The 15,672-nt window shown below is 40.1% G+C and carries 12 protein-coding genes and 1 pseudogene; 10 read left to right on the top strand and 3 right to left on the bottom strand.

What is annotated here, in order from left to right; genetic code table 11:
• The 3 genes from gloA (at position 1) to rpmE (ending at position 1,985) form a co-directional block, all read left to right on the top strand.
• Positions 1-402 (top strand): lactoylglutathione lyase, encoded by a 402-nt coding sequence (gene gloA, locus AMD27_RS10450; protein WP_067660075.1) that lies wholly within the window; start codon positions 1-3, stop codon positions 400-402.
• 157 nt (positions 403-559) lie between these two features.
• Positions 560-1,546, top strand: a complete 987-nt coding sequence (locus AMD27_RS10445; protein ID WP_171254843.1) for a bile acid:sodium symporter family protein — start codon at positions 560-562, stop codon at positions 1,544-1,546.
• 214 nt (positions 1,547-1,760) lie between these two features.
• Entirely contained in the window at positions 1,761-1,985 is a 225-nt protein-coding gene (gene rpmE, locus AMD27_RS10440; RefSeq protein WP_067660072.1) for a 50S ribosomal protein L31, read from the top strand.
• Positions 1,986-2,064: 79 nt separating this feature from the next.
• Here rpmE and AMD27_RS10435 read toward each other — a convergent pair whose 3' ends face one another.
• Genes AMD27_RS10435 through epmB form a run of 3 tightly spaced genes read right to left on the bottom strand, consistent with a single transcriptional unit; the run spans position 2,065 to position 7,028 of the window.
• On the bottom strand, positions 2,065-4,260 hold the full coding sequence (locus AMD27_RS10435; RefSeq protein ID WP_067660070.1) for an EAL domain-containing protein: 2,196 nt from the start codon (positions 4,258-4,260) through the stop codon (positions 2,065-2,067).
• On the bottom strand, positions 4,242-5,999 hold the full coding sequence (locus tag AMD27_RS10430) for a GTPase (protein WP_067660067.1): 1,758 nt from the start codon (positions 5,997-5,999) through the stop codon (positions 4,242-4,244). The genes AMD27_RS10435 and AMD27_RS10430 overlap by 19 nt, the downstream gene beginning before the upstream one ends.
• 12 nt (positions 6,000-6,011) lie before the next feature.
• On the bottom strand, positions 6,012-7,028 hold the full coding sequence (gene epmB, locus AMD27_RS10425) for an EF-P beta-lysylation protein EpmB (protein WP_067660065.1): 1,017 nt from the start codon (positions 7,026-7,028) through the stop codon (positions 6,012-6,014).
• Positions 7,029-7,098: 70 nt separating this feature from the next.
• On the opposite strand from epmB, the gene efp reads away from it, so the two are divergent.
• From efp to AMD27_RS10390, 7 genes and pseudogenes are all read left to right on the top strand, one after another.
• Positions 7,099-7,668 carry an elongation factor P gene (efp, locus tag AMD27_RS10420; RefSeq protein ID WP_067660062.1) on the top strand — a complete coding sequence of 190 codons (570 nt, stop codon included), beginning with the start codon at positions 7,099-7,101 and terminating at the stop codon, positions 7,666-7,668.
• A gap of 175 nt (positions 7,669-7,843) precedes the next feature.
• Positions 7,844-9,937 carry a carbon starvation CstA family protein gene (locus AMD27_RS10415; protein ID WP_067660059.1) on the top strand — a complete coding sequence of 698 codons (2,094 nt, stop codon included), beginning with the start codon at positions 7,844-7,846 and terminating at the stop codon, positions 9,935-9,937.
• On the top strand, positions 9,934-10,236 hold the full coding sequence (locus tag AMD27_RS10410) for a YbdD/YjiX family protein (protein WP_067660057.1): 303 nt from the start codon (positions 9,934-9,936) through the stop codon (positions 10,234-10,236). The genes AMD27_RS10415 and AMD27_RS10410 overlap by 4 nt, the downstream gene beginning before the upstream one ends.
• A gap of 226 nt (positions 10,237-10,462) precedes the next feature.
• The gene (locus AMD27_RS10405; RefSeq protein WP_067660053.1) at positions 10,463-11,494 is read left to right on the top strand and encodes a 2-dehydropantoate 2-reductase; all 1,032 of its coding nucleotides are present in this window, start codon (positions 10,463-10,465) and stop codon (positions 11,492-11,494) included.
• Positions 11,495-11,745: 251 nt separating this feature from the next.
• Positions 11,746-12,720, top strand: coding sequence for an AAA family ATPase (locus AMD27_RS10400; protein WP_416202788.1), 975 nt, complete (start codon positions 11,746-11,748; stop codon positions 12,718-12,720).
• A 6-nt stretch (positions 12,721-12,726) separates the two neighbouring features.
• Entirely contained in the window at positions 12,727-13,641 is a 915-nt protein-coding gene (locus tag AMD27_RS10395) for a DUF58 domain-containing protein (RefSeq protein ID WP_067660047.1), read from the top strand.
• Positions 13,638-15,662 (top strand): annotated as a pseudogene (locus AMD27_RS10390) (transglutaminaseTgpA domain-containing protein). The gene AMD27_RS10395 and the pseudogene AMD27_RS10390 overlap by 4 nt, the downstream one beginning before the upstream one ends.
• Positions 15,663-15,672: the final 10 nt, after the last annotated feature.

The following is a 15,672-nucleotide window of genomic DNA, read 5'->3' as shown; positions in this document are numbered from 1 at the left end:
ATGCGAATGCTGCATACCATGTTACGTGTAGGTAATTTAGACAAATCACTTCAATTTTATACTGAAGTGTTGGGCATGACTTTACTACGCAAACGTGATTATGAAGAAGGTCGTTTTACCTTGGCTTTTGTGGGCTATGGTGATGAACAAAACCATACTGTTTTAGAGCTGACGCATAACTGGGACACTACAAGCTATGAACTCGGCAATGCGTATGGTCATATTGCCATTGGTGTTGAAGATGCTTATCAGGCTTGTGCAGAAATTAAATCACGTGGTGGTAATGTCGTGCGTGAAGCAGGCCCAATGAAAGGCGGTGTAACGGTCATTGCTTTTGTTGAAGATCCAGATGGTTGCAAAATTGAATTAATTCAACTGGATAAAGACGCGCGTAATAATTAATTTATACATTCATTTATAAAATAGCGAACATTTTGATCGAATGTTCGCTTTATTTTAAAAGCTCAGTAAGATGGTTAATGACATGATTAACCCCTCAATCTGGGCTTTTTTATGACCTTAAAATTTATGTTTTGCAATGACTTTAAAAATTCAAGGACTGAAGATGCTGAAATTGTTGGCTTTAGATCGTTTTACCATTTTATTGTTTGTGATGGTGGTTTTAGCCAGTGTATTGCCCATTTCTGGTAAAGCCGCGGAGGTATTCTCTGTGGTCACTACCGTAGCTATTGCGATTTTATTTTTCTTGCATGGTGCAAAATTATCACGTCAAGCGGTGATCGATGGGATTTTGCATTGGAAACTCCACGCTTTGGTCTTTGCATTTACCTTTGCACTCTTTCCACTTTTAGGTTTGATGGCGAAGCCGATCTTATTGCCACTTCTGGGTAAAGAGCTGTATTGGGGGTTTTTGTTTATGTGCTTTTTGCCGTCAACTGTACAATCCTCTATTGCATTTACCTCGGTGGCAAGGGGAAATGTTGCCGCCGCAGTCTGTAGCGCGTCATTTTCAAATCTGATTGGTATGTTTATTACCCCCATTTTGGTGGCATTCTTTATACTCAGTCAGTCAGAGCATGACTTTAATCCTACCGCTGCCATTGTAAAAATCACGTTGCTATTGTTGGTGCCTTTTATTTTAGGGCAAGTATTGAGACCCTATATATATCCTCATATGCAAAAATTCCCCAGCATCGTAAAGAGCTTTGATCAAGGCTCAATTCTTATGGTGGTCTATGGTGCATTTAGTGGGGCTGTGGTGGCAGGTTTGTGGCATCAAGTCAGTGGTGTGACTTTATTTTATTTAACCTTCGCCTGCTCAGTATTACTGACTGTAATTATGTTGCTGGGATTTTATATTCCGAAATGGTTGGGTTTTAACATGCCAGATCAGCGTGCCATTTTTTTCTGCGGTTCAAAGAAAACATTAGCCAGTGGTGTGCCGATGGCACAAATTTTATTTATTGGTCAGCCTCTGGGTATGATTGTATTGCCGATTATGATTTTTCATCAGATTCAGCTAATGGTCTGCGGTATTCTCGCCAATTATTGGTCGAAAGAGCCGATGAAAAGTGGGGATGAATAACTCGCTATCTGTACTAAATTGCAGTATAATTGCGCCCACTTGTTGTGCTTAGCCCTGACGGATGCCGTCTCGGTGGGCCAAAAGAATGGTCTGTTGTGGTGTTGATCTGCTGATCTAAATCGCTTGAGCGATAAAAATCAGCGCTTTCCTCAAGTTTGAGAGTGATCAATTGCGATGACAGCTAAACCTTCTTAATTTATATGGAGCATCGACCATGCGCGCCGATATTCACCCAAAATACGAAACTTTAGTTGCGACTTGTTCATGTGGTAACGTAATCGAAACTCGTTCAGCTCTTGGTAAAGAAACAATCTACCTAGACGTATGTTCAGCTTGCCACCCATTCTACACGGGTAAGCAAAAGAATGTGGACACTGGCGGTCGTATCGACAAGTTCAAACAACGTTTTTCTGGTATGTCACGTTCTATCAAACGTTAATATCGAAAAACAAAAAAACAGGCTTTATGCCTGTTTTTTTTCGTCTTAACTTTTGTTTATAACAAAAATGTACAAGACCCTATTGGTCTTGTACATCGGTTAAATGATCGAGTTTTTTCTGGAAGTAATCGCCTTGTAAGAAACGCACATCGACATTCCATGCATTGGCAAAGGCACTCATATCATTTAAACTTTTTAAAATCATTTCAATCGGTTTAACGGCATTGAAAGCTTCAATTTGCTGTTGCAGCTTTTTCAACTCTTTGTTGCTATTGAGCATTTTTGCAAGTTTTTCATCTAAAGTGAAGCACGTAATATCGGTCTGCTTTAATATGGCGTCACTTGAAATACTGGCACCAAAGCCACGGATTGAAATTTCTGCACCATGATCACGTAACACATTGATCGCATTAGTAGACTCAATCAGACTTTTGGCAAAATCATCTTCATCGAATTGTAGAATCAGAGGATGGTTGGCACGGCTTCCGACAATGGTGATGAGTTTAGAAAGTAACTCTGGCAATTGTTTATCACGGAGCAAAATATGCCGATTCAGGTTTACCACCAGTTTTGCTTCAGGGTATTGGGTGACAAAATTATGCAATTGCTTGCATGCTTCAACCAAAATCCAGCGGTCCACTTTAACGGAAAGCTCAGGTTCTTGATCAAGCTCAATTAAATGACTGATGTTATACCACTGGTTGTCGTGAATAAATCCGCTACATACTTCATAGGTATTTAAATTGATATCTTGTTTGTCATAGAGCTGTTGATATTTGAGTTGAATTTCGCTGTTATTCAAGGCTTGCTGAATACGCTCAAGCACTGGAGAGCTACTGAATGATATCGGCTCTATAGCAAAGCTCGGTTCAGCGATGTTGACTGTCTTGGCTTCAAGAGAAAGCGTCGATGGTGCGGCTTTTCGTGGCGGTTCAACGTGGGCGACAGACAAATCAAAATCAGCATCTGTACTACTTTTAGGTAAGCGTGTGTTATAGGCCTGAGCAATCCAGAGATCGAAATGAGTTTGATTGAAATCATGTTGATCTAAAACTTTACTGTCAAAAAGATGATAGCCAATTCGGACCGTTTGATGAAACGTTTGCTCACCAATTTGAACCAATTGAGGTTTTTCTAAAGCAGTCAATCCGGTTAGGCGTGAGCTGAGTATATCTTTAGATTCTGCCTGTATAATGGTGGCATACAATCCAGTTCCTACTTTAAACACAGTCCCATTGGTTTGTGCTTTAATAAATTCGGAAAGCTTTGCAAAATAACCTGAAAATGTTGCCCAATTCGTGTTTAAAACGCTGTCTGGACAACATGCCAAACTAAACAAAATCAGCGCATTTTCTTGAGCGGGTTGATTTTTTAGGAAACGCTGAATATTGTTGAGCACAGGCTCTTTGCCAATACTCGGAGCTGCGAAGGTATTGGAATTATCTAAATGATCTGAGTTGCCCGCTGTTGTAGATGGGTTAGTGGTCTCAATCGTGATCTGAACGGCGTCTTCTTCTAAGCTAGGTAGAAATTCAATTTTTAAAGGATTTTCGCTTTTTGCAGTATCATTTAAAGTATCAATTTCAAAACGCCCAAATTCAAACTGACCTTGCGTGACTTTTTTAAAACGACTTTTAAAATCAATGACTTTTTTAGGTTGGATAATATCAAGTAGCGGAAGCCCCACGAGATCATCCACACTTTGCAAACCAAATAAACTTAAATACTCAGGATTGGCTTGGGTGTGAATCCCTTCTTGAATGGTCGCAGTCGCTTTTTTTTGCTCTTCCACTAAAACTTGTTTGAGCTGTTGAGCACTTTCTAGATCATTGAGTAAATTCTGTTGTGACTGAACTGAACGGCTATAGGACAGGGCACGAACTAAAGTAATATAGAAATGATCAGGAAAATCTAAATCTAAGACATCATAAATACCTTTATGAATATAAGATTGATATTGATCATTTGAGTAATGTTCAGGCTTTAACAATAAAACTGGAATATCTGCTTTGGAGGTGGTTTGAGTTAAAGTAATGGATTGTTCGACTTTAAGATCGTAGGCTTGACCAAAAATAACCAGATCCCAAGGAAGATTTAACTGCTTTTCAAATGTTTTCAAATCATCTAGCAAAAATGCATGAACCAAATGATTTTGATTTTGGAAAATAGTGAGAATATCGTTATAACGAATTTGATTATCATCAATAATCAAAACTCGAGTTTCTGAGCGTTTTAACTTTTTTGATAATAAATTTCTCACTTTAAGGCTTCCCATACATCTTGATGATTATTGGCTTCAGTTGATTGCAAATGAATAAATTGATTGATTATTATTTGTTGTTCGTCGTTTAATAACTCAAAATCAAATTGAATAAAGCTTTGAGTCATTAGCACTACTTTGGTCAAATATACTTTAAGCTCTTGTTCACCCAAGCGCAAATAAATCGCTTGTTGTTCTTTGAAAAAAGCCAAGTTTGGAACAATTAAAGTTGAACTGGTCGACTCTAAATGTTGAATCTGTATGAGCAAACACGGATGATAATTAAAGTTAGAGCGGTCTGCATGGACTTTCACCGCACAAGGATACATATCTTGTGCAATGACTTCTAAACCAAGTTCATAGCTTTTATCGAAAGATTGTTTAATCCAACGAATCACACCACCTTTCCATTTACTCTGTAAATTTTCATTCATTAGAATAAATTCACCTGTTCTTAGGTTTTGTGGTGCTTCATTATTGGACCAGTGCACACGATAACCAGTAATACTGATGTCCAAGACCTGACTTTGATAGGTTTGCTTGGCTTGACGATCAAGGAGTTTAAGCTGTTTTTGTATTGAAGAGTCGTGCATGTTGGCACGATCTGCGAGTAAATTTGTTTCTGACTGGAAACCGAAATGATCACTTAATCCTAAGGTCTCATGGAAGTTTTTGGCTTTAGATAAATAAAAATGAGCAGTCGGTAAACCAAAACAAATTTGTAATGGGGCAGAATATTCATAACGCTCATGACGGCGCTCAGTGGTCGTCCCTAAAACATTCTGCACGTGAAATTTTAAAGGTGCTGAAAAATACAATTTTTCATTTTTAGATAAATATTCATTGTCTTTTTGAATGGTTAAATTGATGTGCTCTAATAAACCTTGGGTGGAAATGAAAATATTGGGTTTAAAACGTTCAGGCTGTTTACGGTTATAGACAGGCGGATGATCTTTTGAGCTGTCGATAATATAACGTGCGATTGTCGTTTCACGCGGCAAAATTTGCACCATCTGTGCCCAATCGAAACTACATTGATATAAAGCATATATTTCAGATGGACGAATTTGATGAGTATTGAAAATTTCTAATAATAAAACTTGTGCATAGGCCTGTTGAATATTACGAATAACACGATTGGTGCCTTGTACCTGATTAATATTAATCAGGTACTCTTGATTCTTTAGCGCCGAATCATATAAATAATGCGTCATCAACCATTGGTTAGACAGGGCAGTGCTATAGAGCATTTGCTGTTGTACCAGCAGTAAACCCAATTGTTGCAAAGCGTAATAAGTCGCAAGCGTACGTGCTGTTTTTAGATTTCTCTTTTGAGCAAAATTGAAAAATGAAATTTTCTGCTGTTTCAGCCCAATTTCACTGCGCTGCGCGATATCAATATAAATGTCTGCAAAAAAAGTACGTATACGTGTGGTCAGTTCAATGATGTGTTTATTTCGATCAGAATGGTATAAACCCTGATTTTGAAAAGTTTTTTCTAAACATAGCAATACATTTTCAATGGTCGGATGTAAGGCTTGTATAAGGTCAAAACGCAAAGTTTCGGAACATTTTAATTCAGCAATTTCATAAAGTGCTTGTAATACTGATTCTGTGGTATCACCCAATTGCATAATGGAAAGCGAAGACACCCATTCAGTTATTGCGGCTACCGTGGCTTCGGAAAAACTGAGTCTTTCTCTATTCAACACGGTAGGAAAATGAAAAATCTCCGAAATTTGCGCCTGAATCATGGTTTACGATCTCTAAAAAGTTGCAACTCCAAAAAGCGGTGTTTTATTTTGTTGTCCCGCAATTTCACGAACAAGTTTCGGTACTAAATATCCAGGTAAATTGGCCAGTACTTCTTTATAAATAAGGTCTATTTTTGCAGCCTCTAAGTCAAAGTGATGCGCGCCCTTTACTTTGTCTAATACATGCAAATAATAAGGCAAAACATTGGCATCGAATAGACGATGACTTAAATCGACCAAAGTTTGAGCAGAATCATTAACGCCTTTTAACAGGACTGCTTGATTCATGACCAAAATATTTTGCTGAGCCACATGAGATAATTTTAAGCAGGTAAAGTCATCTAGTTCCGCAGCATGATTGGAGTGTACCACCAGAATAATACGTAGCCTACTGTTTTTTAATAAAGAAACTAATTCATCATCGAGGCGATTTGGAATTACAATAGGCACGCGAGAATGGATTCTTAATATTTTTATATGCGCAATTGACTCAAGTCTTTCTATCCAAAGCGCTAATTTTCGATTTGAAAGGGTCAGCGGGTCGCCACCACTTAAAATAACTTCATTGATCTGTGTTTGCGCTGATAAATAGTTTTGGATGTTAAGCCAATCTTCATTCTTGGGTAAATTTTCTTGATAAGGGAAATGTCTGCGAAAACAGTAACGGCAATGCACCGCACAAGCCCCAGTTAACGTCAGTAGAAAACGTGACTGATACTTATGTAATACACCTGGAATGTGATTGGCAGATTCTTCGTCTAAAGGGTCAGTCACATAACCAGGATGATCTTCAAGTTCTAAATGATGGGGAAGTACTTGAAGCAGTAAAGGATCAAGTGGATCGCCGACTTTCATTTTTCCGACGAAAGCACGTGGGACACGTAATTTGAACTGTTTCGATGCAAGAATTGCACCGGATAAGAGTTGTTCTGGAGAGAGCTGGAGATTTTCAAGCAATTCTAAAGGGTCAGTAATTAATTCACTGAGTTGAGATTGCCAGTTTTGCTCTTGATACAAATAGTTTATCATGCCGCATGTAAAAAATGATGCTAGTCTAGCATTAATAGATTTAAGTTAGTAAGTTTGGAGCGAGCCTTACATGGCCAATTATTCTACAAATGACTTTAAGCAAGGTCTTAAAGTAATGCATGACGGTAACCCATGTTCAATCATGGAAAATGAATATGTAAAACCTGGTAAGGGTCAAGCATTCAGCCGAGTAAAATTACGTAACCTTCGTAGCGGTAAAGTTTTGGAAAAAACGTTTAAATCGAACGAAACGTTGGAAGCAGCGGATATTCTAGAAGTTGAAATGGAATATCTTTATAACGATGGCGAACTTTGGAACTTTATGGATCCTGTGAGCTTCGAACAAATTGCAGCGGACAAAGTTGCAATGGGTGATGCTGCGAAATGGTTGAAAGACGATTCAAATGAAAAGTGCACAATCATGTTATTTAATGGTGTTCCATTAAACGTGAGTGCGCCAAACTTTGTAACATTAAAAATCATTGAAACTGATCCAGGTGTACGCGGTGATACTTCAGGTGGCGGTGGTAAACCGGCTAAACTTGAAACAGGTGCTGTAGTTCGCGTACCGTTATTTGTACAGCAAGAAGAAAGCGTTCGCGTAGACACTCGTACGGGTGAATATTTAGAACGTGCATAATGGTTTAAAAATAGACTATTATCGATGGGGATGATGAAAATCATCCCTTTTTTTATGCCAAAGTCTTAGATGAATAATAGATTTTGAGGAGTAAAGTCGCAAGGGAGAAAACAGCAGGTCATCCAACAATAAAAATTGAAGCTGATTTAATGCAATAGAGAATGAGGGAATGGATATGGAACAGATACAGGCGAAGTCGAGTATGGCTTCGAAATTGATTTGGATTATAGTGGCCATTGTTGGGGCTGTATCTTTTGGGATACTGGCCTTGAGTCGCGGTGAACACGTCAATGCAGTCTGGATGGTTTTGGCAGCGATCTGTGTTTATAGCATCGCATACAGATTTTATAGTTTATTTATTGCAACTAAAGTTTTTGAGCTAAATTCACGTCGATTAACACCAGCGCATCGTTTAGCCGATGGTTTGGATTATGTGCCGACCAATAAAAGCGTACTGTTTGGACACCACTTTGCAGCCATTGCTGGTGCTGGACCTTTAGTCGGACCCATTTTGGCGGCGCAAATGGGTTATTTACCAGGAACAATTTGGTTACTGGTGGGTGTGGTTTTAGCAGGTGCAGTCCAAGATTTCTTGGTGTTATTCATTTCAACACGCCGTGATGGGCGTTCTTTAGGTGAAATGGCTAAGCAAGAACTCGGCTCTTTTGCCGGTGTGATTGTGATGCTGGGTGCACTTGGGGTAATGATTATTATCTTGGCTGTGCTCGCACTTGTAGTCGTCAAAGCACTTGCGAACAGCCCATGGGGCGTGTTTAGTATTGCAGCGACTATTCCGATTGCGCTGTTCATGGGCGTGTATATGCGTTATATCCGTCCGGGTAAAATCGCAGAAGTGTCCATTATTGGTTTTGTCTTGATGATGCTGGGCATTATCTATGGTGAAAACATTGCACAACATCCGTATTGGGGACAGTTATTTACCTTGTCAGGTACAGAGCTGACTTGGGCACTGATTGGTTATGGATTTGTCGCTTCAGTCCTCCCAGTGTGGCTGCTCCTTGCACCGCGTGATTACTTATCGACTTTCTTGAAAATTGGTGTGATTTCAGGGTTAGCGATTGGTATTTTATTCGCTATGCCTGAATTGAAAATGCCAGCAGTGACCCATTTTATTGATGGTTCAGGTCCAGTATTTTCAGGTTCGATGTTCCCATTCTTATTTATTACCATTGCCTGTGGTGCTATTTCTGGTTTCCATGCCTTGGTTGCATCAGGAACAACGCCAAAGCTCGTCAATAACGAAAAAGATATTCGTGTGATTGGTTATGGTGGCATGCTCATGGAATCATTCGTTGCCATCATGGCGATGATCTGTGCAACTATTTTAGATCCAGGTGTGTATTTTGCTATTAACTCACCTGCGGCAGTGATTGGTACAACAGTTGAAAGTGCAGCAGAAGCCGTGCGTACGCTTGGTTTTATTGTGACGCCAGAAGCTTTAACTATACTTGCACAAGAAGTTGGTGAAAACACGATTTTATCACGTACAGGTGGTGCACCAACATTTGCAATTGGTATGGCGCATATCATCACGGAAATTTTCAATAACCGTTCTATGATGTCGTTCTGGTACCATTTTGCGATTCTTTTCGAAGCGCTATTTATTTTAACCGCTGTGGATGCAGGTACGCGTGCTTGCCGTTTCATGGTGCAAGATACTGTGGGTATTGTTGTGCCTGCGGTGAAAAACTCGAAATCATTGGTGGGTAACCTGATTGGTACGGCTGTAGCGGTATCCGGTTGGGGCTTCTTTGTTTATCAAGGCGTGGTCGATCCACTGGGCGGCATTAACAGTTTATGGCCACTATTTGGTATTGGTAACCAAATTTTAGCGGCTATGGCACTTATACTGGGTACTGTCATTTTGTTTAAAATGAAGAAAGAAAAATATGTTTGGGTGACTATTATCCCAACAGTTTTCTTATTCATTACAGCAATGACCGCGGGTTGGCAAAAAATCTTCCATGAAAACCCGAAGATTGGTTTCTTGGCACAAGCGAATCGTTTCTCTGATGCGATTGCCAGTGGCGAAATTTTAAAACCTGCTAAATCCATTGCTGAAATGCAAACCATTGTGATCTCGAATCAAATCAATGCGGCATTGTGTGCTTTCTTTATGATCGTGGCATTTGTGATGTTATTCGCTGCCATCAAAGTAATTCGCCGTGCATTGGCAAGCCCAACGCCAACGGTGAATGAGTCTGAAGCGATTTATGTAGATGAAGTGCCAGTAGGAGGGTCGAAATGAGTTTAAAAGATCAAATTCGTCAAAAATTGGCGATTGGGGAAATTATTAAATTCACGGTTTTGGCTCAACCTAAAAAGTTCTTGATGTTGCAAGGTCTGAAGACCATTCAGTTGATTTGGCAGCGCTTACAGCAAAGTTTTCGTTTGATGGTTGGAGTGCCTGACTATCAAACCTATCTTGAGCATATGGTAAAGAACCATCCGGATTTAACTGCAATGGATGAAAAAACATTTCACCGTTATTGCGTAGATGCACGTTATCCATCTGCTGGTGGTGGCATGAAAAAGTGTCCTTGTTAGAAGCAGTTTTAAAAGCAAAATAAACCGATAAGAAACGGAGCTGAGGCTCCGTTTCTTATGGACTGTGGGTATAGACTTAATGTATGCAAGCTTTAGCTCGGCTAAATCTTCATTTCTGAGCATGCTCTATTTCTTCAAGTTGGTGATATGCGCGCTGATGTGAATGATGAAGCTTTGCTCGCTGATTGTCGCTATAATGCAGTCGAATAATAAAAATGGATAAAACATGAAAATCGGTATTTATGGTGCAGGTGTAATCGGCTGTTATTTGGGGGGACGGCTGGCTTCTGTCGGCTTTGAAGTCACCTTTCTATGCCGTCCGCGTATGTTTGAACTCCTTCAGCAACGTGGTATGACCCTGAGTGATTATAGGGGAGCAGATCAGCATATTTCGGCTTCAGCATTAAAACTCACAACCTCGCCTCAAGATTTATCTAGCCTCGATATGATTTTCATTTGTGTGAAATCTGCCGCCACAGAAACAGTTGCACATGAACTCAAAAGGCGACTCGACGCACGGCGACCGATTTTGATCAGCTTTCAAAACGGCGTGAGTAATGTACCGTTATTGCGCAGTATTTTAACCGAGCATTCTATTTTGGAAGGCATGGTGCCCTTTAATGTATCGAGTCCTCAACAAGGGCATTTTCATCAAGGCACTGACGGTGCTTTGGTGGTGAAAAGCTTTGAGAGACAATTCGAGCTTCAGCGCGCCTTTGAAGATGCAGGCTTGGAGATTCAATTTTCAGCAGATATGTTGTCTATCCAATGGGCAAAAGTATTACTCAATTTAAATAACCCGATTAATGCATTATCAGGACTGCCCTTAAAACAACAACTGTCGATTCGAGCTTATCGACAATGCTTAGCAATGGCGCAAACCGAAGCCTTAGGGCTACTTCAGGCTGCGGATATTCAACCTGCGAAATTAACTATATTGCCTGCATCCCTGATTCCGCATGTACTGACACTGCCCAATCTATTATTTAAGGCGCTGAGTCGAAAAATGCTTAAAATCGATCCATTGGCACGTTCTTCTATGCAAGATGATTTAAGCAAAGGACTTACAACCGAAATCGATTGGATTAATGGTGAAGTGGTTCGGCTCGCGGATCGATTGGGACGTGCTGCGCCAATCAATACATGTTTAGTGAGATTAATTAAGCAGGCGGAACAAAACACGTCCTATCAGCCGATGGGTGCAGATGAGTTAAAAGCCGCGTTATCTCATTGTCTATCCATCCATGCTAAGGAATGAATCTTAGATAATAAATCCTAAATAATGCACCTCAAAAAATGAATCTCAAGAAACCAATCGAAAAAACAGCTTTAAAGCAAAGTCGTGACAGGCTGAATGAACAGCATTCAAAATCGAGGTCAAATCTTTGCTTTATTTAAAACGCTCGATTCTTTTAAACCTTACATGGCTTTAAAACAAAGCACTGTCTTTGCGTGGGTTTAAAAACCGGGTATGTTGATTAGACATCGTTTTTTATTGGGAAATAGGACGTGGTTTGGGGTATGAATAAAGTTCAAAAGCAACAGGCAAGACAGGTAAGTGCTGAGCAAAATGATCTTGCTGACCGCATTCGGTTTTATACAGGGAAAATTCAAGAATTTTTAAATCACATTGATCAAATCATATTAGACAAGGACCCGCAAACCAAGCTCGCGCTTTGTTCACTGCTGGCAAGTGGTCATGTACTTTTTGAAGATTTACCCGGTTTAGGGAAGACCACGCTTTCGAGTGCCTTGGCGCATTTGGCAGGGCTTAAATTTCAACGCATTCAATTTACCAACGATATGTTGGCCAGTGACGTGATTGGAATTAATATGTTCAATCAAAAAGAGCATCAATTTGAGTTTAAACACGGACCTATTTTCACTCAAATTTTGTTGGCAGATGAAATTAACCGCTGTAGCCCAAAAACCCAAAGCGCTTTGCTAGAAGCGATGGAAGAGGGCATGACCACGGTAGATGCGATTCGTTATACGTTACCGCAGCCTTTTTGGGTGATTGCGACGCAAAATCCGTTGTTCCAGAGTGGCACTTATGCACTGCCCGAATCGCAGCTGGATCGTTTCTTAATGCGTTTGTCTTTGGGCTATCCATCACGTTCTGCGGAAAAACTACTGCTCCAGCAAAACTCAAGACAGACGTTGATTGAACGTTTGCCACAGGTGTTTAGCGAACAAGAGATTTTAGAATTACAACACTTAAGTAGACAGATTAGCATCCATGATGTAGTGCTGGAATATTTACTCGATTTAGCAAACGAGACCCGTAAAGGTCGCCATGGTCTATCCACTCGTGGCGTGTTGGCTTTAAAGAGAGCAGCTCAAGCGCATGCGCTGATTGAACAGCGTCATTTTGTGACGATCGATGATGTACAAGCCATTTTCGTGGCGGTCAGCGCACACCGAATTGGACTCTCTGAGGTGGAAACCAAACAATTGATGCAACGTGTTTTGGTTCAAGGTTAAACCCTGATGCCAAATTCAACGCTACAAAAGTGGTTAAGTGCGCGGTTTCAATTTAATGGAAATAAGCAGCTCAAACAGCGTGATATTTTGGTGTTTATTTACAAGCAAGGCTATTTATATCTTGTGTTGATTTTGATCACTTTTATTGCGGGAATTAATTATGCCAATAATTTGATTTTAGGTTTTTGCTTTTTAATCAGCGCTATTCTATGTATGAGTTTTTATCTGACTTTTAAACAGTTACATGAACTTCAAATTGAAATAACCGTACCCGAATTGGGGCAAGTCGGGAAAACGTTGCCGATTCAATTGAATATTCGCCAAGACAAATTAAAAATCAAATATCTCTTTATTAAATTAGATGAGCAGATTTATCCACTTCTGCTAGATCGGCTTGAACAGCAGTTGACGGTTGAAATGTTAGCTGAGCGCAGAGGATTGTTTAGCTTACCGAACATTCAAATATATTCGACTTATCCCTTTGGTTTGGTGCGTGCGTGGAGTTATTTTTACTTAAAAAGTGAGCTATGGATTGCACCCAAAGCAGCATATTTTCAAAATGAATATCAGTCCGCTGCAGATACAGGCTTGCCCGATATGGATGAATATAAGGAACTCAGAAGCTTTCAAGCTGGAGACGCACTGCAATGGGTTTCATGGAAGCAAGCGGCACGAGGACAGGGTTTGTACGTCAAACAATTTGAAGATCAGCAGGATTTAAATGTCATTCACATTGAATATGCAAAAATGCCGAGTACCGAACATGAAGAAAAACTCAGTTTGATGATGGGTTTGGTTGAGCAATGTGAACAGCAGCAAGCACAATATACTTTAAGTATCGAAAACTTAAAAATTGAGCAAGGCAATGGACGTCTGCATATGCATCAGGCTCAATTACTCTTGGCGCAGGCTTCACCATGAATTCATTTCTTCACATGCCTATTTTGCTGAGCTTAAGTTTAATTGGGCTAGCGCAGGTCACTTTCTTTCCTGTACCTGTCAGTCTTGTTTTTTTATTGATGCTGATTGGCTTATTCTGGCATTTAAATGCTTTAAAAAAACAGCCTACACAGACCTTTCCCAAAATACTCACCGCTGGACTGGTATTAAGTGCATTGGCTGCGATTTATTTTTCATATCAAAGTTTCTTAGGGGTTGAAGCGGGCACAGCTTTTTTGACCACTTTTTTATATGCCAAAGCTTTAGAAAGCAAAAATAAGCGCGACACCATTATTTTGTTTAATTTTGCGCTGTTCGTAACTGCCAGTGTGTTTTTGCACAGCCAGTCTATGTGGATGGCACTGCTGGTGATTTGCTGTTTGATCAGCTGTTTTTTGGGTTTGTACCGTGTACAACGTTTAGATTTTAATAGCAGCCATGCTACCCAAATACAGTCTGTCAAAGCAGACCTCAAAGATGTGGCTAAAACGGTTGCGCTCGCCGTGCCATTTTTCATTGTGCTTTTTATGTTTTTCCCGCGCTTTCCACCGCTGTGGCAGATTCCAATTTCCAGTCAAAAAGGTGTAACAGGTATCAGCGATCAGATGTCCCCGGGAGATATCGCAGAACTGTCACAGTCTTCTGAGCTGGCATTTCGTGTGATTGGAGACTTAAAAAAGTTGCCGCCACAGCATGAGTTGTATTGGCGAGCGATGGTGCTGGATCAATATGATGGAACCACATGGACGCGGCATAATATTAACGAAAATATTCAGCAAAATCTTTTGCAATATGCTCGGTATAGTTTGCAAAATCAAGCTGTTGAATATCAATATTTGGCGGCAGATGTACACCAAAAATGGATTACCGCACTTGAGTATTCTGTACCCAATGAGCGTCGGTTTTCAGTTCACCAAGATTATGCAATTACGCCTAATCGTTTGGTGCAACGTCAGCAACCGATTTCATTGCTGTGGATGGGGCGAGAAGTGCAAAATAGGCCTGTGACATTATCCATGCTTGAAAATAAGTTATCACGGGCTTATCCACCGCAGATGGATATTCGAGCTCAGCAATTGGCGCAGCAATTATTTAAAGACAGTGGCTTGAAGCCTGAAGCTTATTTACGCAATATTTTAACATGGTATCAACAGCAGAATTTTAGTTATACCTTAAAACCAGGGTTACTCGGTGAACACCGTATTGACGAATTTCTGTTTAAGACACGACAAGGCTTTTGTGAGCACTATGCATCAAGTTTTGTCATGCTGATGCGTTATGTGGGTATACCCGCACGAGTGGTGGTCGGTTATCAAGGTGGGCAAGCTGCACCTGATGGAAAAAGTTGGGAAGTGCGCCAGCTGGATGCACACGCATAGTCTGAGGTGTTTGTAAATGGAAAATGGCAACGCGTCGATCCGACAGCGATGATCGCGCCACAGCGATTAGATATGGGCATGCAAGACTATATGTCGAATGAACGAACTGTTTTTGGCGATGAGCAGTTTTCTACACTGCGTTATCAGCAGTTTTCAATGCTCAAACACCTACGTGTATGGAGTGATTATGCCAGTTTCCAGTGGCAAAATAAAATCGTGGGCTATGACACTGACCAACAGAAAAAATGGATGAGTTTTCTGGGCTTAAGCTCAAATTATGCATTGGGCTTAGTGCTCATTACGGCTGTCATTGCAGTTGGATTACTTTATTTTATCGTATCAAAATTCAACGTTTTCTCTGGTCAGTCTAAACAACGACGTTTAATTGATGCATTTAACAAAGGCTTAACAAAAAATCAGCGGAAATATCCATATGAAAGTTTTCAAGCGTGGATTGAACGATTGGCTATAAATATGCAATACAAAGAGTGTTTTTTTGATGCAATTAGGTTTCATCATCAAATAGTATATTTAAATCAATCTGATAAATGGGTTATAGCACAATTTGAAAAACTGCTCAAAGAATGTGCGACTGAATTGAAAGCTCGCAAAAGCACTTGTTAAAATTCTGAAA

The organism is Acinetobacter sp. TGL-Y2, from assembly GCF_001612555.1.
GTDB lineage: Bacteria > Pseudomonadota > Gammaproteobacteria > Pseudomonadales > Moraxellaceae > Acinetobacter.
The sequence above is the reverse complement of the archived record's forward strand: the minus strand, read 5'-3'. Positions and strand labels throughout refer to the sequence as shown.